Origin of the sequence: Sphingomonas phyllosphaerae, from assembly GCF_036946485.1 — a bacterium.
In the GTDB taxonomy this organism is placed as follows: Bacteria; Pseudomonadota; Alphaproteobacteria; order Sphingomonadales; family Sphingomonadaceae; genus Sphingomonas; species Sphingomonas phyllosphaerae_E.
The window spans coordinates 342,269-366,654 of sequence record NZ_JAQIJA010000001.1; the positions used below are offsets into that span (position 1 = coordinate 342,269).

The window sequence follows — 24,386 nt, forward strand, 5'->3', positions numbered from 1 at the left end:
GTCACCGCGGCGCGGCGTTGCGGTCCAGCTTCAGCCGCAGCGTCACGAACGGGCCGCGGCGGGTGTAGCGGTCCTGCGCGAAATCGCGGTCGCGATAGCCGCTGACGTTGTAGCCCGCGCTGATCCACAGGTCGCGGACAGGCGACACGCCGATGTTCGGGCCGGCGCTGAACGCCAGCGTGCGGCTGGTGATGCCGTGCTGGATCGAGCCTTGAAGCCCGAGGTCGACGTGTGCGCCGAGGTCGCGGCGGACCTCCGCGCCGACGATCTGCGTCAGGCCGGTGTAATCGTCGCGGCCGAAGCTGCCGCGCACCCATTTGATGCCGTGATAAAGCGTCATTTCAAGGCCATGGCCGCTGCCTTCCGCGCCGCTGCGATAGTTGATCGCGATGTTGTGGATCGCGCGGCGGGTCGCCTGGAACAGATCGCCGCCCGCCGCGATGCCCAGCACGTTGGCGGCGATGGTGCCCGCGCCGGCGCGATCGTCACGCCATTGCAAACGCTCGAGAATCGACCAGCGGCTGTCGATCGGTCGCCAAGCCAGCGCGGCATCGGCGGTGAGTGACGAGGCGTTGCCGACGCCGTACCAGCGTACGCCGAGCGCGAGTGAGCGGCCTTCACCCAGCGGACGCAATAAATTGGTGGTCAGCCCGAAGCGGTTGCCCTGCGTGCTGGCGCGATATTCGCCGCGTCCGTTCCACGACCAGCGCGGCGCGCGATAGCTGGCACCCATTGTAATTGCGGTATAATCTCCGCCGCCATTGTCCTGCACGGTGATGCCGGGGGCGAGCGCGCCGAAGGGGGTGAGCGTGGTCGCAGGATCGGCGTGGCCGCGCAATGTGGTGCTGGCGTCGAGCGAGGCGTCGACGATCCAGCGCGCGCCGATCGGCAGCGACTGGCTGAGCCCATATTGCGCGAACAGCCGCGGGGCATTCTCGTCGCCGGACGCCTGTTGATTGAGCGTCGTCAATAGCTTGCCGCCAGCCCACGGCGCGACGTCGAGCCCGACGCGCCCGGTTCGCGCGACACCCGGCGCGACCTCATAGCCGCCGATCAATCGCACGTTCGGGGTCAGCCGGTAGCCGGCGAGGAGCTGGTGACGGGCGGGGAAGTCGCGGCTGTCGTTGTCGCCACCCGGGGCGAATTGCGTTTGGCCGGTGAGCGTTAGTTTGCCGTCGAGGACCGCTTGCGTCCCGCCCAGTGTCAGCAAATGCGAGCTGCGGTCACGCCCGGTAACGCCGCGATCGCTGGCGAGCTGGGTTCCGGCGAAGACGGTGCCACGATCGCGCCGGAATTCGAGCCGTGTGTCGAGCGCGGTGCGCGTTTCGGGACCGTCGAGCTGTTGCTGGTGCCAGCCGGTCGCGATCAGCGACAGGCGCGGTGCGAGTTGCACGCGGCTGTCGACGCCGACGCGGCGCGCGCCAGCCTCGACGACATTCTGCTGCGACACGCCGAAGTCGCGATCCTGCTGCCGGGCATAGACCAGCACGTCGGCGCGTGGGCCGTGATGCTCGGCCTCGGCCAGCCACGCGCGGCCGGCGTCGAGCCCGCCGCGCCCGCCGCTCGCCGCCTCGGCGCGCAGCTCGGTGGTGCCGGTCAGCCGCGCGCGCAGGTCGACCGCGAGCAGGTCGGCGGTGGCGGTGGTCTCGTCGTGGAGCGCGGTCGCGCCGACCTCGACCCTGCCGCCGGCCAGCCGCACCGCGCCGCGGCCGCCCGCGACCTTCTTGCGGCCGCGTCCGTAGGTTTCGTAGTCGACGACGATCACCACCGGGTTGAGGCTCGGGTCGCGGGTCAGCACCGGCTCGCGGAAGCGGATCGTGCCCGCACCGGTGTCAATGTCGTAATCGATGTGGCTCGTCATTGGCGTCGTGGTGACGACCCGCTCGGGGCGGAAGCGGTCGCGGACCTCGATGCGCAACTTGTCGCTGTTGGGGACGATGTCGCGCGCGGCGAGGCGGTACGGGCCGGACAGGCCGTTGCCGGGGATCTCGTCGCGCGCATAACGCTCGTCGGTGTGCGCGGCGAAGGCGCTGAACATCAGGCGGCGGCCGTCATATTCGGCCTTCACGCCGTTCAGCGTGCGGCTGTAACGCCCGAGCCGCGTCGCGGTGAGCCCGGTCTCGTAATCGCCGAACAACGCATAGACGTCGCGGCGCTCCAGCCGCAGGTACAATTTGCGGTCGGTGGGCGCGTCATAGCCCTGGCGCGTGCCGTCGCCATAGACGGTGTAATAGCGGTCGGGGTCGATCGTGCCGAGCAGCCCGCGCGTGCGGTCGCGCTGGCGGTCGCTGTCATAGGCGAGCGTCGCCAGCCACGATCCCTTGATCCGGCCCTTGGCATAGAAGGCGAGCTGCCCGTCGTGCACCCAGCGGCCTCGCGCCAGCGGTTCGCCGTGGCGGCGCAGCGTGTCGAAGCCGAGCGTGCCGGCACCGAAGCCGACGACGGTCAGCCCGCGCGCCGGGGCGGCGAGCCAGCCGGTGACGTCGATCGTGCGGCGCGTGTCGCGATCGATCAGGTCGATCTGCGCGCGGACCTGCCCGCTCTGCATCGTCGGTTCGAGCGCGATGAAGGCATAACCGTCGTCGCCGACCACCTGCGCGCTGTGCGTCGCGCCGTCCGCGATCTGGCGGCGTTCCTGCGCAAGTGCGATCTCCTCCGCGACCGCGTAAGGTGCGGCGACGCGGACGGTGAGCAACGTCCCCGCGCGCACCGGCTTCCCTTGCGCATCGGTGGCGCGCAGTGCGAGCAGCGGGCGGGTGAGGCCGTCGGCGACGAGCCGGCTCTTGTCGGCGACCGCGACGACATGCACCGGTGCGCCGGCGTAATGGACGATCTGCGACAGCGTGGTGGCGACCTTGCCATCAGGATCGAGCACGCGCGCGACCAGCCGGTTGTCGCCGGCCACGACCGGCACCCCAGACCAGCGCGCGATCGCGATCGTGTCCGTCGTGTCGGTGTCGGTGCCGTCGAAGGCGAGCGGGTCGGTGGCGACGCCGTTGATGGTCAGCGCGACGCGCTGGCCGGGGCGATGCTTGACGACGACGCGGATCGCGGGGGCGCGCGGGTTGTGGTCGGCGGTGGGGAAAAGGAAGGCGGTCCCCGGCGTCTCGCCGACGAACCAGTCGCGGCCCGCACCCGCCGCCGCACCGTCGCTGCGGACCGGGACCGGCAGCGCGGCATCGGCGGCGGCGGTGCGGCCGGTCGGGCGGAGCTGGAAGTCGACGCGCTTGAGCAGCCCGCCCTCGCTCTCGACGAAGCGCGAGGTGGCGCTGCCGGCCTGACGCGTATCGGCATCGCAGGCGACGGGTTCGTGGCTGGCAGGTACCGAGGCGCGGTCGAGCGCGACGACGTGCCGCCCGGCGCGCACGCCCTCGAAATGGTAGAGCCCGTCCTTGTCGGTGACGACGAAGGTGCCGTCCTCGAGCAGCAGGCGGATGCCGCGCACGCCGCGCCGGCCCTGCGCCGGATCACCACACGCGCCCTCGGTGACGCGGCCGATCACGGTAAAGCCGTCGCTGAACAGCAAAGGGCGAACGCGGATCGCCGCCGCGGCCTGGTTGCCGGTGACCCCCGCGCTGCCGCTGGCCAATACGCGGTTGACGGTTTCGCCGGGCGTCGCGCCCATCGCGATCGTGACCGTGTAGCGCAGCTCGGCGGTGGCGCGTGGCGCGATCTCGGGGATGACGAAGTCGAGCTTGTGCGCGTCGCTGCCGCGGACCGGTTCCGCCGCACCGCGCGTCGAGCCGGGTTGATAGCGTAGCGCGGCGGGCAGCAGATCGATGACCGCGACATTGCGCGCGGGCATGTCGCCGCGGTTGGTGAGCGTGACGCGATACTGGACGATGTCACCGGGCGACGCCTCGCGCGTCGAAGCGGTCTTGGTGAGCAGCAGCACCGTTTCGCCGCTGCGGTCGAGCGGGATGTCGGAATAGAAGGGTTCGGGCGAGTCGATCGTGAACGGTGCGCCGAACGACGCGTCGTTGATGAGGAACGGCTTGCCACCGGGATCGCGCAACGTCGCGAGGTCGGCGCGGTCGCGGGTCGAGGGCGCGGTGTACTTGCCCGGCGGCACGACGCGCAGGTGGTAGGTGCCGGGCGCGACGAGCGGGAAGCGGTAATTGCCGGTGGTGAACGGATAAAGGCGACCGCTGGCGTCGCGCGCCGAGCTGCCGCTGATGACGGTAGCGGGATAGGCGCTCATCCCGTCGTCGCCATAGACGGTGGCGAGGTTGCCGTCGGCGTCGAGCAACGACACCTCCGCCCCGTCGATCAGCGCGCCCGTTGCGGAATCGAAGAGGTAGCCGGCCGGGTCGACCAGCAGCATCGCCTCGCTGGCATCGCTGAATTCATTGCCCGCAAACGACATGTGCAGTTTCGGGGTGCGCGAGCGCGTCGGGTCGCAGGCCGCCAGCTCGGGGTTGTCGCCACTTCGCGGCACCCCGCCAGCGAACACGCCGGTGTTCGCGCCGGTTTCGAAGAGCGGCAGCTTGTAGGTGCCGCGGTCGGTGTCGACGTCAATGTAATCGGTCTCGCGCACCGCCGGGTCGTGGTTGTCGGCGGGCGCGTCGAGCACGATGATCATCGGCTGGCGCGTGTCGATGGTCCGCAGCGGCGCGGCGCGCGCGAGATCGGCCGCGTCGATCGGCGCGGGCGAGAAGCGCAGTTCCGGCACGGTGTCGCAGCGCATCCCGCTGAACTGATAGCCGACCGGCGGCAGGCGGAAGCTGAGCGCGGACGGCCGGCGGGTGCGGTCGACATCGAGCGTCACGGTGTTCGACGCGATCGTGGCGCGCGCGTCGGGTGCGCCGAACGAGAGTTGCGCGGTGTTGGCGATGCGCGTCGTCTGCGCCGTGGCGGGCGCGGCGGCGAGCAGGCACAGCGCCGCGATCACCAGCGCATGGGCATAGGCCAGCAGTGATCGGACGCGGGCGACGGGCATGCAGGGTCCCTGCCCGGCGCGCGGGGGTGCGCCGGGTTGGATGGTGGGCGGGGTGGGGTGGGGTGGCTGTGATCGTCGCCCCGGACTTGATCCGGGCCCCGCTTCTACCGCACGATTCGGAAAGAAGCGGGGGCCCGGGCCAGGCCCGGGACGACGAGGCGGTCGGCCTAGTCGATCGTGACCTTGAACGATGCCGCGACCGAGCCGCCGCCGCCGACATTGGCGAGGTTGACCGTCACCTTCTTGGCCAGGCCGTCGAAGGCGGCGGTGTAGCCGTCGCTCTCGGTGCCGTCGTTGTCGTCATCATCCTCGACCGAGCCGTTGACGTTGCACGTCACGCCGAGCGGGCCGGGGGTGCCGATCGAGATCGAGCCGGGCACATAGGTGGTGTGGCCGGGGATCGCGTCGGTCAGCGTGACGCCGGCCGCACCGGTGGTCAGCGTCGCGTTGCGGACCAGCAGGCAATATTCGACAGTCGCGCCGGGGATCGCCTTGGGGTTGGCGGAGCCGAGCCCGTCTTCGAGCACGCGCGCCGATTTGGTGACGCTGAGCGCGACATTGTTCACCGCGACGTGCCAGCCTGAGTAGGCACGGCCCTGCCCGTTGCGCGCAATGTCGCCGAGCAGCGCGCCGTCGCTGTCGTCGTCGGCGAAGACGATGTCGACGACATTGTCGGCGCCGGCGAGGTTGAGGTCGGTGCCGATCAGCACCGCGCCCTGCGAATTCGCCTGACCGCCAGCCGCGGCGATGACGTGGAGCGAGTTATAGGCGTATTTCGCCCCGGTTTGATTGGGGACGTTGCCGACGATGAACACGGTCGCCGAGGCATCGGGGGCGAGTTCGTCGATATAGGTCTGCGTATCGACGCCCGCGTCGTAGCGGCCGTTGCCGTTCGAATCGACATAGGCGCGCAGCGAGGTGACGTCGAAATTGTCGCTGCCCGGGAACAGCCCCAGCGAGATGTTCTGCTGATCGGGGTCGAGCAGGAAATCCTGCACGTCGTTGGTCAGGTTCGTCACCCGGAAGGTCGTGACGACGTTCTGGTCGCCGAGGTTGACCACGGTCGGCCCGGTCTGCGCGGTGACGACGGTGAAGTTCACCTTCTTGTCGACGACGAACGACGCGGTGGTCGACTGGATCGACTGGCTGGTGCCGTTGACCGAATAGGTCACCGACGCGGTGTTGTCGATGCGGGTGCCGGCGGTGGTGAGCTGCGCGGCGGGGGTCTGTGCCTGCGCCGCGCCACCGCCGAGCGCGGCGGCCGCCACCCCGGCGAGCAGGAGGGCGATGGTCCTCTTCACGAACATGGGTATGTCTTTCCTTCAGCGATAAGGGGCAAGGGGGATCACTTCAGCACGGCCTGGAAGGCGAACGTGCCCGACGCGCCCGGGGCGAGCGGGCGCGCGAGCCGCCAGCGGACGTGCGTGACGGCGTCGGGGTCGACCGCGCCGAGCTGCGCCAGCGTGCCGTAGCGGCGGCCATCGACCGACAGTTCGGGCGCGGGGCTGTTCGGCGCGGGCGCGCGATAGGCGACGCCGCTCGGGACCGGATTGTCGAAGACGAGATCGGCGAGCGGCTGCGTGCCGGTGTTGCGATAGGCGAGGGTGAAGACGACGCGGTCGCCCGGCACGACGCGGTGCGCCGGGACCAGCGCGATACGGGTCGTGCCGTCGGCGGCGCGCTGTTTGGCCTCGACCATCACCTCCGACGTGACCTGCAACGGGCCGGCGGCGAGCGCCGGCGTGGCGGCCGCGGCGACCGACAGCAGAAGGATGGAGCGGATCGGCATAAGCATGTTCCTCACAGGATGATGGCGTTGAAGCGGATCTGGCGGACCGCGCCGGCGGGCATGTCGCCGAGCGCGATGCGGACGGTGGTGCCGTCCAGCCGGCCGGCATCTGCGAGCGGCTGGTCGTCGAGCGTGATGCTGCCGGGGACGAAGCGCATCCCTTCGGGCACGGCGTCGCTGACCTCGGCGGCGGCGCAGTCGCGCGCGAAGCGGGCGGTGAGCGTGTAGGTGACGACCGCGCCCGCGACCGCGCGCGTGCCGCCGCCGGGCGCGGCGACCGATTGCGCCTTGTCGAGCCGCGCGGCGGGGGCGGCGGTGTCGACCAGCCGGACGGTGGCGCTGGCCCGTCCGCCGGTCGCGCCGACGGTGGCGGCCGCGGGGGGGACGGCGACGGCGGTGGCGGTGATCGCCGCGCCGGGCGCGAGCGCGCCGCCGGCGAGCACGAAGATGCGCTGCTGCGCGCCCGCGGCCAGCGTGACGGTCGTGACGATGCGGTCGATCGCCGGGTCGTAGCGACCGTCATCGTCGGTGTCGGCGGCGATGGTCGCCACCGTCAAGCCGTCGCGGTCGGTGGCGGCGCTGAGGCGATAGGCGGTGGGTGCGTTGCCGGGGTTGGCGACGGTGAAGGCGAGCGGCTGGGGTTGCGCGTCGGCGATGCTCGCCGTCGGACGCTCCGGGGCGATCGCCGCCTCGACCAGGGCGTCGACCGCGATCTCGACGGTGTTGCTGTCGATGGCGACCGGATAGGCCGTGCCGGACCGCACGGTCAGATGGGCGGTGTTGACGATCCGCTGTCCGGCGGGCGTGGCGGCGGGCGCGGCGTGCGCGGCCGTCACCGCCGTCACGATCGCCATCCACCGCCATGTTCCACGTCGCGTCATCGAATACCCTCGCGAGCCCGTTGCAGGCCCGAGGGTCGTTCAGCGGCCAAAGTGGTTAAGCCGGTGCTAGCCAGACTCGTGCACCAACCCGCCGTTCGACCAAAGTCTTAGACGGACACGTCAAAGTGAACGCGTCATGCACCATCGCGGCGGACGCCCCTGGCGCGAGGTAGGCGCGAGGCGTTTGTGACTTTTCGTTGCCTGCCGCGTTGAGCCACGCGAACGGCAAGGGAATGGCGCGATGGGACGATTGTTGACCACGATATTGGCGTGGGTCGTCGCCATTCTCGGCGGCTTTTTCGCGGTCGCGGGCGGGGTGCTCGTCTCGCTGGGCGGATCGCCTTATTATCTGGTCACCGGCCTTGCGATGATCGTGAGCGGCGCGCTTCTGGGGCGCGGCAGCGCGTTCGGGCGCTGGCTGTTCGTCGCGATCTGGGTGGGAACGCTGCTCTGGGCGCTGTGGGAAGTCGGGCTGGACGGGCTCCAGCTCGTGCCGCGGCTGGTCGCGCCCACCGTGCTGCTCGTGCTGGTGCTGCTGACCGGCTGGAGCGGGCGATCGCCGCGGCTACACCGTCGGGCGATTCCGGCGGTTGCCGTCGCGCTCGTCGTGCTGGGTGTCGGCGGGCTGGTGCTGCGCGGCCAGGGGGCGGTGGCGCAGCAGACGCCGGGCGTGGCCGCCGCCGCCGCTGCCCCGACCGGGGAAGCGGACGGCGACTGGCGCGATTATGGCGGGACGCTTTCGGGCCGCCGCTACTCCGCGCTGGCCGACATCACCCCGCAGAATGTCGGGCAGCTCCAGCTCGCCTGGACGCAGCGCACCGGCGATCTGCCGATGCCGGCGGAGAGCAAGGAGCACAAACGCGAATATCATTCGGAAGCGACCCCGATCCATATCGACGACACGCTCTACACCTGCACGCCGCATTCCTTCGTCCAGGCGATCGACGCCACGACCGGGCGGACGAAGTGGAGCTGGCACGAGGATGCCACGATCGCCGGCAACAATTATCTCGTGTGTCGCGGCGTCACCTATTTCGAAGCGCCCGCCGGGACGCCGTGCCCGCGCCGCATCTTCGCGCCGACCTTCAATGCCCGGCTGGTGGCGCTCGATGCCGACACCGGGCGGCCATGCCCGAGCTTCGCCAACGGCGGCGCGATCGACCTGCGCGCCAATATGGGCACGTCCAAGCCATCCGATCAGATCGGCACCACGCCGCCGGTGGTGGTCAACAATCGCCTGATCATCGGCGAGCGGATCATCGACAACGTCAACCGCGACATCCCCTCCGGCGTGGTGCGCGCCTATGACCCGGTGTCGGGCGCGCCGGTCTGGGCATGGGACGTCGGCCGGTCGCCGGATGCGATCGCGCCATTGCCGGCCGGGCAGACCTATACCCGCGGCACGCCCAACGTCTGGGGCGCGATCACGGCGGATGCCGCCAACGGGATCGTCTATCTGGGCACCGGCAACGCCTCGCCCGATTACTGGATCGGCTATCGTCGTCCGTTCGACGACCGCTTCGGCTCGTCGATCGTCGCGCTCGACATCGCCACCGGCAAGCTGCGCTGGACGCGGCAGCTGGTGCACCGGGACATGTGGGACATGGACCTGCCGATCGGGCCGTCGCTGTTCGACTATCGCGCGCCGAACGGCCAGGTCATCCCGGCGCTGCTCCAGACGACCAAGATGGGGCAGGTGTTCTTCCTCAACCGCCTGACCGGCGCGCCGATCGCCGCGATCACCGAACGGCCGGTCCGCACCGACGGCGCCACGCCGGGTGTCCGTGTGTCGCCGACGCAGCCATTCTCGACCGGGATGCCGAGCTTCACCCCGGCGGCCCCCAGCGAGGTCGCGACCTGGGGCGCGACGCCGATCGACCAGTTGTTCTGCCGGATCGACATCCGTCGTGCGCAGGGCACCGGCATCTACCAGCCGATGGGGCTGAAGCCGATCATCGGCCATCCCGCCTTCGACGGCGTCACCGACTGGGGCGGCGCGGCGGTCGATCCGGTGCGCGGGATCATGACGGTCAACACGATGGAGATGCCGTTCAAGCTGTGGCTGATGCGCCGCGACGATCCGCGCGTCGGGCCGATGATGAAGCAGAAGCAGGGCGGCGAGAACGCCATGCAGGCGCAGCTCCAGACCCAGTACAACACCCCCTATGTCGCGGTGGTGAAGGCGTGGGTGGGAATCTTCGGCGCGCCGTGCGTCGCGCCGCCGTGGGGGCATTTGACCGCGGTCGATCTCGGCACGCGGCGCATCCTGTGGAAGAAGGTGCTTGGCACCGCGCGCGACACCGGGCTTTTCGGCACGCATCTGGGCGTTCCGATCAAGACCGGCGTGCCCAATCTCGGCGGATCGATCATCACGGCGGGCGGGCTGGCGTTCATCGGCGCGACCACCGACCAGTATCTGCGCGCCTATGATCTCAACACCGGCGAGGTCGTGTGGAAGGCGCGGCTGCCTGCAGGGGCGCAGGCGACGCCGATGACCTATCGCGGGCGCGACGGGCGGGAATATATCGTCATCACCGCGGGCGGCCATGGCGCGTTGAGGACGCGTTACGGCGATTACACCTTGGCCTATGCGCTGCCGCGGCGGAGCTGATGAAGTTCACCCGCGATGACGGGCCGGCCGTCGCGCCGTGAGCGGCGAGGCGGCAGGTAGATCGGGGACGACGCAATCCGCTGCGGTCGATCCTTGTTGCGATCGAGGACAGACCCTAGGGTCTGTCCTCGATCGCAACGAGGATCGTGATCGCCTGAGGAAAGCCGCCCACGAGGAGCGCAGCGCAGCCGGGTAGCTGCGCTACCCGCAAGCAAGCGACGATGCTGGGCGGCCTTCCTCAGGCGACCGCTTTGCGGCGGGCGGATTTTGGCGCCATGCGGCGTCAGGGCTTCCCGCAAAGTAGTACTTTGCGGGGGCCCGGCCGCGCGTCGGTCACGATGCAAGAGCATCGCTCCCTCCTTGCTCCTTGCCTGGCGCCAAAATCCGCTCCGTCACGACCTTGTTGCGATGGAGTACAGACCCTAGAGCCGCCCGATGTCGAAATCACAAAGCAGCGGCGGCACCGTCATCGTCGATGGTGCCACCTATGACTGGCACCTCCAGCGCGAACCGCATCAGTCGGACGACGAAGGCTGGAAGGGGATGACGATCGCCCTTCTCCAGCGCGACGCCAAACGCGAAGCATGGATGCAGTTCCCGCCGCCCAAGCGGCTGCTGAAAGGTTTGCCGCGCGGTCGCCTGCAACTGGACGATGCGACGATCTCCCGCTGCGTGCGCGCGGCGGTCGCGGCGGGTTGGGAGCCGATGTCGCGGGGCAAGCCGGTGGTGTTTACCGTCGACGCCGAAGGGAATTGATGCGGCCGGGCCGGACAGGAGGCCCGGCACTTGCGCGTAGAATGGCGCATGGGTCAGGATCGGGAACGAAGTGAATTATCGCCATTCCTTTCACGCCGGCAACAGTGCCGACGTCGTCAAGCACAGCCTGCTGATCGAACTCGTCAGGGCCCTGCAGCAAAAGCCGGGAGCGTTGACGCTGATCGACACGCACGCCGGCTGCGGGCTGTATGACCTTGAGGGCGAGAGTGCGCAGCGCACCGGAGAGTCCGCGCAGGGAGTGTTGCGGGTCTTCGCCGACGCGAACCCGCTCCTGAACGACTATCGCGCCGCGGTGCAGGCGGTGAACGTCGCAGCCGAGCCGCGGCTCTACCCCGGCTCGCCGCGGATCCTCGCGCAGCTTCTCCGCCCGCAGGACTTCCTGATCCTCAACGAAAAGCATCCCGAAGACGCCGACACGCTCCGCAGCGTGATGCGTGACACGTCGGGGGCGGTGCATGAGCGCGACGCCTATGAATTCTGGCGGGCGATGGTGCCGCCCCGTACCGCGCGCGGCGTGGTGGTGATCGATCCGCCCTATGAGCAGACCGACGAACGCGCGCGGATCACCGCCACGCTCGCCGCCGCGCACCCGAAATGGGCGCATGGCGTGACGGTGATCTGGTATCCGCTGAAAGACCGCGCCACGCACGGGCGCTGGAAAGAGCAGCTACGCCGGCTCGGCATCCCGAAGTTCCTGACGGTTGAGCATTGGTTGTACGACGCCGACCAGCCCGGCATCTATAACGGCGCGGGGCTTTTCTTCATCAACCCGCCCTATGCCTTCACCCAGGCGCTGCCGCCGATGCTGGAGGCGCTGCGCGCCGTGCTGGCGCCGGAGGGTCATCGCGGCGAGATCGCGGCCGAATGGATGAACCCCTGACGCAAGCCCGTATCGCTCGCTTCGAGATGGGAGCGATTGCTCGTACCGGGCGTGCGGCGTCAGGCAGGCGGCACGCTTGTCGACGATGCGCGGCCCGCTCGGCGGTGCGCCTGCAGACCTGACGCTTGCGGTGCGGTGGGCACGAAGCCCTCGTTTTCGAACCGCCACGTACCGGCCGCACCGTCGATCAGAAGATCCAGCGCCAGATCGACGGATCGTGCGCAAGGCAGGTGGGAGGCCGTGCCGGTCGGGATGCTGTCGCTTGTGATGGTGAGATGAGGCACGTCCGCGATGCGCCCGCCTGCTTCCCGCAGCGTCAGTACGGCCCATGGGTGGACCGCGGCGTTGCCGGGGGGCGCAGCATCGCCTGTCACATGCGGAAGGGCGCGGCGCGCACAGGCTTCCGCCACGACGATGCACGCCGGATGATCGCCGATAATTAGAAGCGGGCGCGCCGCCGCGGGCATCGTTCCCGCTTCTACCGCCGATCCGCTGTAGAGCAGTCGCTCCGGGCGCCGCCACCAGCCGGGTAGCGACGCGACGGGGTGCCGCGGATCGCCGCGCGGCAAGGCGGCCCATAAGGCGGCCAGCGCGGTCGGGCGCGGCGCGCCGGAAGAGAGATCGAACACACCGGATTCGTACGCCCCGTCACCGGTCAACAGCGTGTTCCAGCCGAAGCTGCCCAGCAGCGACCAGGCGGTGACGGCACGCACCTCGACGCCCTCGACCCGTGCGGACTCCGCCACGTCCCAGGCTTCGGCGGCCCAGCGAAGCTGTTCCTCGCGCGTCGACCCGTTATGCACTTCGGTGATCGCGATCGGGATCGCGTAACGATCCCACGTCTCGCGCAACGCCAGGGCAAGGCCGCTCGGCGCCGGGTCCAGCACGCGCACCGCCTCCGTATCCGCGAACGAGAGGTGGCCGTTCCCGCCGTGGAGATGCGCCGGGTAGCGGGCGGTCCGATGATCCAGGAACCGGTCGCTGGTCAGATAGTGGTTCAGCCCGAGCAGGTCGGGTGGGCATGGATCGTCGGCGATGCGGCGGACCCGCTCGCCGAGATCCAGGCGCGCGAGCAAGTCCCACAGCGGGTGATGCCGATCGACGCGGCCGCAGAGCAGGTCCCAGCTCGCCCAGCGCCGCAGGTTGTCGTGCGCCGCCTGCGCCGCGACTGGCGCCGTGGCATAGGTGCGGCCAAGATCCTCGGTCTGGATCAACCGCGCCGCCGGATTGATGCGCCGGATCGCCCGCATCGCGGCGCGTGTCGCATCGATCTGGTTGAGCAACGCGCGCCAGAAGGCGCGCTCACTGCGTTCGTGCGGGTACCAATGGCCGTATAGCGCCGAAAAGCGCGCCGTGGTCAGCGGCTCGTTGACGGGCGTCCAGTCTTCCACCCCGTCATAGCGCGCGGCGACCAGCCCCGCGAAATGGCCGAGCCCTGCGGCGAAATCCTCGTCCAGCAGGTCGGTGTGCCGCGGCCCGCTGCCGTGATGGACGAGGCCGACGATAGGCCGGATGTCGAGCGCGCGGAGGCGGGCGAGGCGGCCGTCCGCCCATGACCAGTCGGGCGCTCCGGCGGGCGAGCGCAGCGTCCGCTCCCACAATACCGGATAGCGTAGCGCGCGCAGGCCGAGGTCGGCGAACAGGTCGAGATCGCCGATGCGATCCTGATGGCCGCTCAGGATCGTCTGGTCGCGATAGCCGTCGCGCGTCCGGTTCACCGTACATTCCACGCCGCCCCATAGTTCGAGCGGCGGCATCGTTGCGGGGCGTGCACGCATCACGATGGCGTGCCCCGGTCGGCCCGGCTCGCCAGCATGTCGCACAGCGCATCGACCACCTGAAACGCGGCATAAGGGGTCGCGAGGCTGCGCAGCGGGCTGACGACCGGCGATGGCAATGTGGCGGTCGAATGGAGGACGAGCACCGCGAGCGCACCCCGCGCGGCGGCGTCGATCAGCGGGCGCGCATCGGTCGCCTGCATGACCTGGCTTAGCACCGCCGCGTCGAGTGGCGGATCGTTCGGCCACCAGGCGCCGGCGGTGGCCGGGCGATCGATCACGATCGCCCCGGCCGCGGTCATCACCGTCGCCAGATACGCCCGCTGGAAGCTGTCTTCGTGCGCGATGAGGATGCGCATGCCGGCAAGCTCATGGGCGATCAGCATCGCGGCGGGTTCCGCTATTCGGCCGCGGTCGCCAGCGCCGCCTCATCCTGACGGGCATGCCACCGGCGCCACGTCGCCAGCGCTTGCCCGACGACCTGGTCCATATTGTAATAGCGATAGGTCGCCAGCCGCCCGACGAACAGGACGTCGGGCTCGGCGAGCGTCAGGGCCTCGTAGCGTTTGAACAATGCCTGATTTTCGGGGCGCGGGATGGGATAATAGGGATCGCCGGTCGCCGCAGGATATTCGTAGGTCACGCTGGTGACCGGCGATTGCTGCCCGGTCAGATGTTTGTACTCGGTCACTCGGGTGTAGGGCACCGTCTCGTCGGGATAGTTGACGACGGCGACCTGCTGATGCTGCGCGACGGGCAGGGTGCGATGCTCGAAGCGCAGCGAGCGGTACGGCAGCGCCCCGTAGCGCTGATCGAAATATTCGTCGATCGGGCCGGTGAAGACGAGCAGGTCGTAGCTGACTTCATCCCGAACGGCGGCGAAATCGGTGCCGAGCCGCACAGTGATATTCGGATGGTCGAGCATCGCGGCGAACATCGCGGTATACCCCTTGTCGGGCATCGCCTGGTAGGTGTCGGTGAAATAGCGGTCGTCGGTGCTGGTTCGCGTCGGCACGCGCGCGGTCACCGCCTTGTCCAGCTCCGACGGGTCCAGTCCCCATTGCTTGCGCGTGTAGCCGCGGAAGAACAAGCGGTAGAGTTCCTGTCCGACCGACGACACGACGACATCTTCCGAGGTGCGGATCGTCTCCACCGGTTCGGCGCGCGCCGCGAGGAAATCGGCGGCGTCGGCCTCGGTTTCGAGTCCCGCATCGAACAAGGTGTTGAGGGTCGTGCGATTGATCGGGACCGGGACCCGATGCCCCCGCACGTCGGCGAGAACGCGGTGTTCGTACGACCGCCATCCGGTGAAGTGCGACAGATACTCGAACACGTCGGCCGAGTTGGTGTGGAAGATGTGCGGGCCGTATTGGTGGATCAGGATACCGGCTTCGTCCTCGACGTCATAGGCGTTGCCCGCGATGTGCGGGCGCCGATCGACGACGAGGACGCGTCGCCCGCTTTGCGAGGCCAGCCGCTCCGCCATCACCGCTCCCGCAAAGCCCGCGCCGACCACCAGGCAGTCGTAATGTTCAGGCGCCGACGCGGAGAGGTAGGGCTCGATCTCCGCCAGCATCGCGGCGGCGGTGTCGTCCCACGACGTGGCGGCGAGCAGCGCGTCCGCGGCGTCGCGCCACGCGCGGTCCGCGCCGCGCGCGAGTTGCAGCGCCGCGTCGCACGCTGCGATGAAGTCCGGCCCGCTGGACGCGATCCGAACCGCCTCGATGTCTCCGTAGTGACGGACGACGTCGGCGATCGGCGTGGAGACGACCGGGCGACCGGCGGCGAGATATTCCGGCGTCTTGGTCGGGCTGATGAAGCGGGTGGCCTCGTTGATCGCGAACGGCATCAACGCCACGTCCCACCGCGCGATCGTGGCGGGGAGCGCCTCGTAGGAGCGCGCGCCGGGATAGTGGAGGTTCGCGCGCCGCGGCAGTTCGGCGGGATCGATCTTCACCACCGGCCCGACGACCTCGATCGTCCAGTCAGGGCGCGCGTCGGCGAGTGCGGCGAGCAGCGCCAGATCCATCCGCTCATCGATGACGCCGAAGAAGCCGAAGCAGGGCGCGGCCGCCTCGCTGCCGCGATCGACGCGGGCGGTCGAGAAATGCGCGACATCGACGCTGGACGGAAAGGCATGAACGCTGGCGTGGCGGCTGCGCTTGGCCTCGTACAGGCTCCAGCCGCCGGTAAAGACGAGGTCGGCTGCGGCGAACAGCTCCTTTTCCAATTCAAGCAGATGCGGCGGCGCGAACCGGAAGGCGGAAAGCTCGTCCATACAATCGTAGACGGTGCACGCCGCCGATAGCGCGCGCGAAAACGCCAACATCATCGGGGTATAATACCAGCGCACACTGACCGGCGGCTCGGCCTCGAGGAAACCATCGAGCAGGTTTTCGAGCGTTATCCGGGCCGTCTCGTCATCCAGCCCGTCCGGCAATTGCGGAGTCACGACCCTGATGCCGCCCGGCCTGTTTTCGACCCGAAGGGACGGCGTAGCGGCTGTTCCGCGCTCTGCCTCTTCCCACACCACGACGGAGAAACGCTGCGCGAGACGTGTCAGAAGGTGCTGGGGCCGCTGGAAGACGAAATCCCATCGCAGATGGGAAAAGCAGAGCAGAAGCTCGCGTTTGCCGATGGTCGCAAAAGGGGTCGCGTGTGCCACGGCAGACATTCGTATCTCCCAGCCGCCATTCGGCTATTTCTGGGCTAGCAGCTTGTGAATGTCTTCTTCGATGATCTTGGTTAATGTTTCGAAGTTTCGCAGTAACAATGATTAGAAGTTCAGAAATAAATGGCGAAGATTATTGCTGGATATTTACTGGATTGTTGGGCGCCAAGAGCGGATGAGGACGGGGATAGTTCCCGAAAGGATCAAGTATATTCGATTGCCCTGCATCAATGCAGTCGTCGGCGCGTTGGCCGTCGACTGGATCGGGTCCGTTCGTCCTTACGGTGCAGCGATGACGGTCCGACCTCTGATGGTCGACGCGCCGGCTAGCTTGTCACGCTCAGGGGTCGGCGCGGAGCCGGTAGCCCACTCCCAATTCGTTGGCGATGATGCTGCCGACCGGTTCTGGCGCCTCCAGCTTCTGGCGGAGGTTACGAATGACGATCCGCAGGTACTCGACCCGCGGGTCCTCGTCCGCACCCCAGCAGGTGTCGAGCAGGCGGTCGTGCGTCACCACGCGGCCGATGTGTTTCGCGAGGACGGCGAGGACGTCGTGTTCCTTGCGGGTCAGGTGAACCTCCGCGCCGTCACGGCAGACGAGTCTGCGGTCGAGATCGATGCTGAGCTGTCCTCGCTCCACGATCTTCCGGGTCGTCTCCGATCCCCCGTGATGACGCAGGGCGACCCGCAGACGGGCGAGCAGTTCATCGGTATCGAACGGCTTCGTCACGAAGTCGACCGCGCCGAGATCGAGGGAGGCGACCTTCTCGTCGACAGCGTCGCGTGCCGAAACCACCAGGACCGCGATGCTGCTTTGGGCTTGTAGCTGCGGGATGATGCTGAGGCCGTCGCGATCGGGCAGCCCCAGGTCGAGGAGGACGGCGTCGGGGTGTTCGGCCGCCGCCTGGCGCAGCGCCTCCTTCGCATCGTTCGCCTCGACGACGGCATAACCCGCCCGCAGCAACGTATTGCGCAGAAGGCGGCGGATCGCGGCGTCGTCATCCACGACGAGGACCTTCGCTGGCATGTCAGGAGGCGCTTTCGGGTGCGAGGTCGCGGACCATGAGGGGGGCGGGGAAGACCAGCGTGAAGGCGGCACCCTTGCCGTCGGGTCGATTGGCGGCTTCGACGATCATCCCCATCGCTTCGGCGAACGCCTTGACGATCGCAAGGCCGAGCCCCGTGCCGCCGATCGCGCGATCGGAGCCTTCCAGCCGCCTGAACGTCTCGAACACCTCGCTTTCGCGACCCGGCGGCAGGCCGGGGCCATGATCCAGCACGGCGAGGCGGAGTTCGCCGTAGCGGTGGCGGCCCTCGATCACGATGTCGGTGCCGGGCTCGCCATAACGCCCGGCATTGTCGAGCAGGTTGAGCAGGCAGTGATGAAGAAGCTGCGCGTCGACGCGGACAAGCGGCAGGTCCGGCGGCACATCCAGGCGGACCTCATGCCCCTCCAGCGCCCGCCGGACATCGTGCGCCGCCTCCGTCACAGCGTCGCTCAGATCCGTCGCTTCGACGTCGAGTTTCAGCGCGCCCGCCTCCACCCGCGCCATATCCAGCAGGTTGGCGACGAAGCGGTTCAGCCGCTGCGCCTCGCTCTCGATCGTGCCGATCAGCTCGGGGGTCGCGCCGTGGCGTAGCTGCGCAGCCGCGGCGATCACCGCGGTCAGCGGGGTGCGCAGGTCGTGACTGACCGAGGAGAGCAGGGCGGCGCGCAGTCGATCGCGCGTGCGAACCGTCTCCACGTCCCGCATCTCGGTCTGAAGACGAAGGCGTTCGAGGACGAGTGACGCCTGATCGATCAGGCTGCTGAGCAGCGGCAACTGGTCGGCGCGGACCGGGTTGCCGGCCCTGTCGCTTGCGACCCCGATCACGCCCAGCACTGTTTCCCCTGCCTTCATCGGCTGGAACAGCCACTCCGATGCGGTGAGCGTGCCCGAACCCTTTCCTGCGGAGCTTCCCGTGTCGAACGCCCAGCCGGCTGCGGCATGGTCCATCACGTCGAGCCGATATGCCGGATCGCTGGCGGCGAGGATTTCGAGGTCCGGGCCGCTCGACCGGGCGAGCAGCACGACCTGTACGTCGAGCAGGCGAGCGACATCGTCGCAGATCATCTGCGCCGCCACGTCGAGGTCGTTGATCCCCGCGATCTGGCGCAGGAAGCCGGCGAGGATGGCGTTGGTCCGCGCGCTGGCCGCGGCAATATCCGCCTGTGCCCGCACCCGGGCGGTCAGCTGGCTGGTTGCGACCGCGATGCCGAGCAGCACCAGGACGGAGACCACATTCTCCGGATTGTTGATCGTCAGCGTGCCGGTCGGGGGGAGGAAGAAGAAGTTGTACGCCAGGCTCGATGCGATTCCGGCGAACAGCCCCGTCCGCAGACCGAAGATGCTGGCCGCCGCCATCACGGGGAGCAGGTAAAGAAGGGCGACGTTGCCGAGGTCGAGGATCTGGAACAGCGCGCTGGCGATACCGGTGACGCCCGCCACCATCGCAGCCGTGATCGCATAGCCGGATCGCGCGCCCCACTGGCCGGGGCGCGTGCGGACGTGCTGCGGCGAAGACGCTGCCGGTGGCATCGGCAGGACATGGACGGCGACATCCGGCGTATCGCGCACCAGCGTATCGACGACCGAGCCGTGGCGAAGCTCGAACCAGCGCGAGCGGTTCGACTTGCCGAGCACCAGCTGCGTGGCGCGCAGGTCGGCCAGGACGGATTTGATGCCGGCGACGACCGTCTCCGCGGGAACGGTGGCGACCGCGCCGCCGAGCTGCGTCGCAAGCGTCATCGTCGCGGCGATCCGCGTATGCTGTTCGTCGGTGAAGTGCGCGGCGCGCGGCGTCTCGATGAACACCGCCGTCCACGGGCCGCGCAGGCCGTCGGCCACGCGCTTGGCGGCACGAACCAGCGTGTCGCAGCCCGGCAGCTCGCTGATCGCGACGACGATCCGCTCGCTTCCCGCCCAGGTGCCGCCGAGCCCCAGCGCACGCACGTCGTCGAGCATCCTCGCATCGACCGCCTGCGCCGCACGGCGCAGCGCGAGTTCGCGCAACGCCGACAGGTTGGATTTCGAGAAGAAGTGGCCGAGCGCACGGGTCGCCTCGGCGGGAAGATAGACCTTGCCGGCCTTCAGCCGTTCGATCAGCTCGTCGGGCGGAATGTCGACGACTTCGATTTCCGCCTGCTCAAGGATGCTGTCCGGCACCGTCTCGCGCACGCGGACGCGCGTGAAGCTCGCGACGACGTCGTTCAGGCTCTCGACGTGCTGGATGTTGACGGTCGAATAGACGTCGATCCCCGCAGCCAGCAGTTCCTTGACGTCCTCATAGCGCTTGGGGTGGCGGCTTCCGGGCGCATTGGTGTGCGCAAGCTCGTCGACCAGCACGAGGCGCGGCGCGCGTTCGAGGATCGCGTCGATGTCCATTTCGTGCAGCGTGCGTGCCTGATAGGGCACGTCGCGCCGGGCGACGATCTCGTATCCGCGGAGCAGCGCCTCCGTTTCGACGCGGCCATGCGTCTCGACCACGCCGATGACGACGTCGACGCCGTCACGTCGCCGCGCGGCGCCCTCGGAGAGCATCTCGTAGGTCTTGCCGACACCCGGAGCGGCGCCGAGGAAGATTTTCAGCCGCCCGCGCCCTTCCTGCGCGGCGGCGCGCAGGAGGGCGTCGGGATCGGGACGGCCCGCTTCCGGTCCTGATCCGGCGATCGACATCACCGCGCCGGCGCGACCGCGTCGAGCGCACGGTTGAGGGCGAGGACGTTCACATGGGGGTCGCCCAACATCGACGTCTCGATGTGAGCCGTGACGAGGCTCTCGACGCGCCCGGTCGGCAGGCCGCGGACCCGGGCGACCCGCGACGCCTGCGCGAGCGCTGCCGCCGGCGACAGGTCGGGATCGAGGCCCGAGCCGCTGGCGGTGACGAGGTCGGCGGGCACGCCGCCGGTGACACCCTCGCGCTGACGCCTGACGACATCCGGCTTCACACGGTCGATCAGCGCCTGCGAGGTGGGTCCGAGGTTCGAGCCTGACGAGGCGAGACCGTCATATCCCTTGCCGGCGGCGGACGGGCGCGTCTGGAAATAGCGATCCGACGTGAACGCCTGACCGACCACCGTGGAGCCGATCACCCTGCCGCCCGCTTCGCGCACGAGGCTGCCGTTCGCCTGGACCGGGAAGATCGCCTGGCCGATGCCGGTCATCGCCAGCGGATAGGCGATGCCGAGGAGGGCCGCGAACAGGATCGTCATGACGATCGCCGGGCGTAGTGCGGAGGAGAAGTCTTTGCCCATGATATGCGTCCTTTATACGAGGCCAAGGCCACCGACCACGACGTCGATGAGCTTGATGCCGATGAACGGCGCCACGAGGCCGCCGAGGCCGTAGACGGCAAGGTTGCGCGCCAGCAGCGGCCCGGCCGCCATCGGCTTGTAGGCGACGCCCTTCAGCGCCAGCGGCACCAGCAGCGGGATGATGATCGCGTTGAAGATGATCGCGCTGAGGATCGCCGATTGCGGCGTGGCGAGGCCCATGACGTTGAGGACGCCCAGACCGGGATAGAGCGCCACGAACATCGCCGGGATGATCGCGAAATACTTCGCGACATCGTTGGCGACCGAGAAGGTCGTCAGCGCGCCACGCGTCATCAGTAGCTGCTTGCCGAGGCCGACGACCTCGATCAGCTTGGTCGGATCGCTGTCGAGGTCGACCATGTTGCCCGCCTCGCGCGCGGCTTGCGTGCCGGTGTTCATCGCCACGCCGACATCGGCCTGGGCGAGGGCAGGCGCGTCGTTGGTGCCGTCGCCGCACATCGCGACCAGCTTGCCGCCCTCCTGCTCCTTGCGGATCAGCGCCAGCTTGTCCTCGGGCGTCGCCTGCGCGAGGAAGTCGTCGACCCCGGCTTCCGCGGCGATTGCGGCGGCGGTCAGCGGGTTATCGCCGGTGATCATTACCGTGCGGATGCCCATGGTGCGCAGTTCGCCGAAGCGTTCGCGGATCCCGGCCTTCACCACGTCCTTCAGGAAGATCGCGCCAAGCAGCCGGCCGTCCTTCGCCACCGCCAGCGGGGTGCCGCCGGCGCGGGCGATCTCGTCGGTGATGCGGCGCAGTTCCGTGGCAGCGGCGGTCGCGCCGGACCCTTCGTTGGTGCGCAGGATCGAGTCCACCGCGCCCTTCTGGATCACCGTCTCGCCGAAGCGGACACCCGACACGCGGGTCTGCGCGGTGAACGGGATGATCTCCGCGCCATCGGGCATGGGACGCTGCAGCCCGAACTTCTCGCGCGCCAGCACGACGATCGAGCGACCTTCGGGCGTCTCGTCGGCCAGACTGGCGAGCAAGGCCGCCTCGGCCAGCTCGGCGTCGCTGGTCCCGCCGACGCTGCGGAACTCGCTTGCCTGGCGGTCGCCGACGGTGATCGTGCCGGTCTTGTCGAGGAGCAGCACGTCGACGTCCCCCGCCGCCTCCACCGCGCGGCCCGACTTGGCGAGCACGTTGAAGCGCACGAGCCGGTCCATGCCCGCGATGCCGATCGCCGAGAGCAGCGCGGCGATGGTGGTCGGGATGAGGGTGATAAGCAGCGCCGCGAGGATCGCGACGGGGATCGAGCCGCCCGCATAGGAGGCGAAGCCCGGGATCGTGCCGACCGCGATCAGGAAGATGATCGTCAGGCCGACGAGCAGGATCGTCAGCGCGACCTCGTTCGGCGTCTTCTGCCGCTCCGCTCCCTCGACCAGTGCGATCATGCGATCGAGGAAGCCCTTGCCGGGCTCCACCGTCACCTTGACGCGGATCTCGTCGGAGATGACGCGCGTACCCGCGGTCACCGCCGAGCGGTCGCCGCCCGCCTCGCGGATCACCGGCGCGGATTCGCCGGTGATGGCGGCTTCGTTGACCGAGGCCACACCCGAGACGACCTCGCCGTCCGACGGGATCAGGTCGTTCGTCTCGACCAGCACGATGTCGCCGACCTGAAGCTGGCTGGCGGGAACGTCGTCATACTGACGGCCGTCACCCTTGAGCCGCCTGGCGGTCAGCTCCGCCTTGGTCGCGCGCAGCGATGCCGCCTGCGCCTTGCCGCGCCCTTCCGCGAGCGCCTCGGCGAAGGTGCCGAACAGCACGGTCAGCCACAGCCAGGCGGCGAGCTGCGCCTTGAACGCGATGGTCAGATCGTCCCGTCCCACGACGAGCAGGATCGTCATCAGCAGCGCGATGGCGGCGGTGACGAACATCACCGGGTTGCGGACCAATTCCTTGGGCGAGAGCTTCAGGAACGACGCCCTGATCGCCGGAACGATGAGGTCGGCGGTGAACAGGCTTTTGGATTGGGTTTTTGCCATCTTGGCCCCCGATCAGAACAGCTGGCCGCGGATCATCGCGAGATGATCGGCGATGGGACCGAGCGCGAGGCTCGGCAGGAAGGTCAAGCCGCCCAGGATCAGGATGATCCCGACGAGCAGGCCGACCCACAGGCCGCCGGTCGTCGGGAACGAACCCGCGCTTTCCGGCGTGTGCTTCTTGGCGGCGAGGCTGCCGGCGATCGCGAGCATCGGCACGATCACGAAGAAGCGACCGAACCACATCGCGACGCCCAGCAGGCCGTTGTAATATGGCGTGTTGGCGGTGAGCCCTGCGAAGGCGGACCCGTTATTCCCGACCGCCGAGGTGAAGGCGTACAGGATCTCCCAGAAGCCATGCGGCCCCTTGTTCAGCGGCCCCCGCGAGCCCCTGTTGCAGCACCGACGACAGCGCGGTTAAGCCGAGAATGACGAGCGGCAGCACGGCGAATCGCCAGCACCGCGAGCTTCACCTCCCGGCTCTCGATCTTCTTGCCGACATATTCCGGCGTGCGGCCGACCATCAGCCCGGCGACGAACACCGCAAGGATGGCGAACAGCAGGAAGCCGTAGATGCCCGCGCCGACGCCGCCAATCACCACCTCGCCCAGCTGCATGTTGAACAGCGGGATCATGCCGCCGAGCGGCGTGAAGCTGTCGTGCATGGCGTTCACCGCGCCGCACGACGCCGCGGTGGTGACGACCGAGAAGAGCGCGCTCGCGGCGATGCCGAAGCGTACCTCCTTGCCCTCCATGTTGCCGCCTGCGACACCCAGGCTGTGGAGGAGCGGGGTGCCCGCGGCTTCCTGCCAATAGGTGACGGTGACTCCGGCGAGAAACAGGATCAGCATCGCGCTGAGGATCGCCCAGCCCTGGCGTATGTTGCCCACCGCCTTGCCGAACGTCCAGGTCAGGCCAAAGCCGATGACGAAGATCGACAGCATCTGGACGAGGTTGGTGAGCGCGGTCGGATTCTCGAACGGGTGCGCGGAGTTGGCGTTGAAGAAGCCGCCACCGTTGGTGCCGAGCATCTTGATCGCCTCCTGAGAGGCAACCGGGCCGGTGACGAGCGTCTGCGCGGCCCCTTCGAGGGTCCGGATGCTAATCGTCGCGTCCATCGTCTGCGGCACGCCCGACGCGATCAGGAAGACGGTGTAGACGATACAGATCGGCAGCAGCAGGTAGAGCGTGATGCGCGTGACATCGGCCCAGAAGTTGCCGATCGCCTTGGCCTCGCGCCGCGCGAAGCCGCGGAAGAGCGCAAAGGCAAGCGCGATGCCGGTCGCGGCGGACAGGAAATTGTGGATCGTCAGCCCCAGCATCTGGCTGAGGTTCGACATGGTACTCTCGCCGCCATAGCTCTGCCAGTTGGTGTTGGTGGTGAAGCTGACGGCGGTGTTGAACGCGAGGTCGGGTGAGAGGCCGGCGAGCCCCTGCGGATTGCCCGGCAGGACGCCCTGCAGACGCAGCACCGCGTAGGTCAGCAGCAACAGCGCGCCGTTGAATACAAGCATATTGAGCGCGTAGCGCCGCCAGCCCTGCTCTTGCGCCGGATCGATGCCGGCGAGCGTGTAGAAGCCGCGCTCCACCGGGCCGAGCACGACATGCAGCGGCGTGCCCCGCCCCTCGTAAAGCGCATGGAGCCACAGCCCCATCGGCTTGGTGAGCGCCAGCAGGATCCCGATGAACAGCAGGATCAGGAACCAGCCCTGAAGTGTCATGG

At 68.8% G+C, this 24,386-nt stretch carries 14 protein-coding genes and 1 pseudogene; 3 read left to right on the forward strand and 12 right to left on the reverse strand.

Features of this window, described 5'->3' with window-relative positions:
• Position 1: 1 nt before the first annotated feature.
• From PGN16_RS01610 to PGN16_RS01625, 4 genes are all read right to left on the reverse strand, one after another.
• Positions 2 to 4,939, reverse strand: a complete 4,938-nt coding sequence (locus PGN16_RS01610; RefSeq protein WP_335307652.1) for a DUF11 domain-containing protein — start codon at positions 4,937 to 4,939, stop codon at positions 2 to 4.
• Between the two features lie 167 nt (positions 4,940 to 5,106).
• Positions 5,107 to 6,246: a hypothetical protein gene (locus tag PGN16_RS01615; RefSeq protein ID WP_335307653.1), complete on the reverse strand. Its 1,140-nt coding sequence runs from the start codon at positions 6,244 to 6,246 to the stop codon at positions 5,107 to 5,109.
• Positions 6,247 to 6,284: 38 nt separating this feature from the next.
• The gene (locus tag PGN16_RS01620; RefSeq protein WP_335307654.1) at positions 6,285 to 6,728 is read right to left on the reverse strand and encodes a hypothetical protein; all 444 of its coding nucleotides are present in this window, start codon (positions 6,726 to 6,728) and stop codon (positions 6,285 to 6,287) included.
• Between the two features lie 11 nt (positions 6,729 to 6,739).
• A complete protein-coding gene (locus PGN16_RS01625) occupies positions 6,740 to 7,582 on the reverse strand; it encodes a hypothetical protein (protein WP_335307655.1) in 843 nt (280 codons plus the stop codon).
• Between the two features lie 268 nt (positions 7,583 to 7,850).
• On the opposite strand from PGN16_RS01625, the gene PGN16_RS01630 reads away from it, so the two are divergent.
• The 3 genes from PGN16_RS01630 (at position 7,851) to PGN16_RS01640 (ending at position 11,877) form a co-directional block, all read left to right on the forward strand.
• Complete coding sequence (locus PGN16_RS01630; RefSeq protein WP_335307656.1) at positions 7,851 to 10,220, forward strand: membrane-bound PQQ-dependent dehydrogenase, glucose/quinate/shikimate family; 2,370 nt, start codon at positions 7,851 to 7,853, stop codon at positions 10,218 to 10,220.
• Between the two features lie 435 nt (positions 10,221 to 10,655).
• Positions 10,656 to 10,976, forward strand: coding sequence for a hypothetical protein (locus PGN16_RS01635; RefSeq protein ID WP_335307657.1), 321 nt, complete (start codon positions 10,656 to 10,658; stop codon positions 10,974 to 10,976).
• A 70-nt stretch (positions 10,977 to 11,046) separates the two neighbouring features.
• Entirely contained in the window at positions 11,047 to 11,877 is an 831-nt protein-coding gene (locus tag PGN16_RS01640; RefSeq protein ID WP_335307658.1) for a 23S rRNA (adenine(2030)-N(6))-methyltransferase RlmJ, read from the forward strand.
• A 59-nt stretch (positions 11,878 to 11,936) separates the two neighbouring features.
• Here PGN16_RS01640 and PGN16_RS01645 read toward each other — a convergent pair whose 3' ends face one another.
• The 8 genes and pseudogenes from PGN16_RS01645 to kdpA all read right to left on the reverse strand — a co-directional run bounded on the left by PGN16_RS01645 (position 11,937) and on the right by kdpA (position 24,384).
• Entirely contained in the window at positions 11,937 to 13,655 is a 1,719-nt protein-coding gene (locus PGN16_RS01645; RefSeq protein ID WP_335307659.1) for a family 1 glycosylhydrolase, read from the reverse strand.
• Positions 13,655 to 14,041 carry a hypothetical protein gene (locus PGN16_RS01650; protein ID WP_335307660.1) on the reverse strand — a complete coding sequence of 129 codons (387 nt, stop codon included), beginning with the start codon at positions 14,039 to 14,041 and terminating at the stop codon, positions 13,655 to 13,657. Before PGN16_RS01650 ends, PGN16_RS01645 begins: the two co-directional genes overlap by 1 nt.
• 14 nt (positions 14,042 to 14,055) lie before the next feature.
• Positions 14,056 to 16,107: a UDP-galactopyranose mutase gene (gene glf / locus PGN16_RS01655; protein WP_335307661.1), complete on the reverse strand. Its 2,052-nt coding sequence runs from the start codon at positions 16,105 to 16,107 to the stop codon at positions 14,056 to 14,058.
• A 559-nt stretch (positions 16,108 to 16,666) separates the two neighbouring features.
• Positions 16,667 to 17,353: a response regulator transcription factor gene (locus tag PGN16_RS01660; protein WP_335307662.1), complete on the reverse strand. Its 687-nt coding sequence runs from the start codon at positions 17,351 to 17,353 to the stop codon at positions 16,667 to 16,669.
• 1 nt (position 17,354) lies between these two features.
• Positions 17,355 to 20,042, reverse strand: coding sequence for a sensor histidine kinase KdpD (locus tag PGN16_RS01665; RefSeq protein WP_335307663.1), 2,688 nt, complete (start codon positions 20,040 to 20,042; stop codon positions 17,355 to 17,357).
• The gene (kdpC, locus tag PGN16_RS01670; protein ID WP_335307664.1) at positions 20,042 to 20,620 is read right to left on the reverse strand and encodes a potassium-transporting ATPase subunit KdpC; all 579 of its coding nucleotides are present in this window, start codon (positions 20,618 to 20,620) and stop codon (positions 20,042 to 20,044) included. The genes PGN16_RS01665 and kdpC overlap by 1 nt, the downstream gene beginning before the upstream one ends.
• A gap of 12 nt (positions 20,621 to 20,632) precedes the next feature.
• The gene (kdpB, locus tag PGN16_RS01675) at positions 20,633 to 22,666 is read right to left on the reverse strand and encodes a potassium-transporting ATPase subunit KdpB (RefSeq protein WP_335307665.1); all 2,034 of its coding nucleotides are present in this window, start codon (positions 22,664 to 22,666) and stop codon (positions 20,633 to 20,635) included.
• Between the two features lie 12 nt (positions 22,667 to 22,678).
• A pseudogene (gene kdpA, locus PGN16_RS01680) lies at positions 22,679 to 24,384 on the reverse strand (potassium-transporting ATPase subunit KdpA).
• Positions 24,385 to 24,386: the final 2 nt, after the last annotated feature.

What these genes read in the sequence shown, in the direction of transcription:
- PGN16_RS01610 (WP_335307652.1), bottom strand. Translation starts at nt 4,939, where the DNA reads ATGCCCGTCGCCCGCGTCCGATCACTGCTGGCCTATGCCCATGCGCTG.
- PGN16_RS01615 (WP_335307653.1), bottom strand. Translation starts at nt 6,246, where the DNA reads ATGTTCGTGAAGAGGACCATCGCCCTCCTGCTCGCCGGGGTGGCGGCC.
- PGN16_RS01620 (WP_335307654.1), bottom strand. Translation starts at nt 6,728, where the DNA reads ATGCCGATCCGCTCCATCCTTCTGCTGTCGGTCGCCGCGGCCGCCACG.
- PGN16_RS01625 (WP_335307655.1), bottom strand. Translation starts at nt 7,582, where the DNA reads ATGGCGATCGTGACGGCGGTGACGGCCGCGCACGCCGCGCCCGCCGCC.
- PGN16_RS01630 (WP_335307656.1), top strand. Translation starts at nt 7,851, where the DNA reads ATGGGACGATTGTTGACCACGATATTGGCGTGGGTCGTCGCCATTCTC.
- PGN16_RS01635 (WP_335307657.1), top strand. Translation starts at nt 10,656, where the DNA reads ATGTCGAAATCACAAAGCAGCGGCGGCACCGTCATCGTCGATGGTGCC.
- PGN16_RS01645 (WP_335307659.1), bottom strand. Translation starts at nt 13,655, where the DNA reads ATGCGTGCACGCCCCGCAACGATGCCGCCGCTCGAACTATGGGGCGGC.
- PGN16_RS01650 (WP_335307660.1), bottom strand. Translation starts at nt 14,041, where the DNA reads ATGCTGATCGCCCATGAGCTTGCCGGCATGCGCATCCTCATCGCGCAC.
- PGN16_RS01660 (WP_335307662.1), bottom strand. Translation starts at nt 17,353, where the DNA reads ATGCCAGCGAAGGTCCTCGTCGTGGATGACGACGCCGCGATCCGCCGC.
- PGN16_RS01665 (WP_335307663.1), bottom strand. Translation starts at nt 20,042, where the DNA reads ATGTCGATCGCCGGATCAGGACCGGAAGCGGGCCGTCCCGATCCCGAC.
- kdpC (WP_335307664.1), bottom strand. Translation starts at nt 20,620, where the DNA reads ATGGGCAAAGACTTCTCCTCCGCACTACGCCCGGCGATCGTCATGACG.
- kdpB (WP_335307665.1), bottom strand. Translation starts at nt 22,666, where the DNA reads ATGGCAAAAACCCAATCCAAAAGCCTGTTCACCGCCGACCTCATCGTT.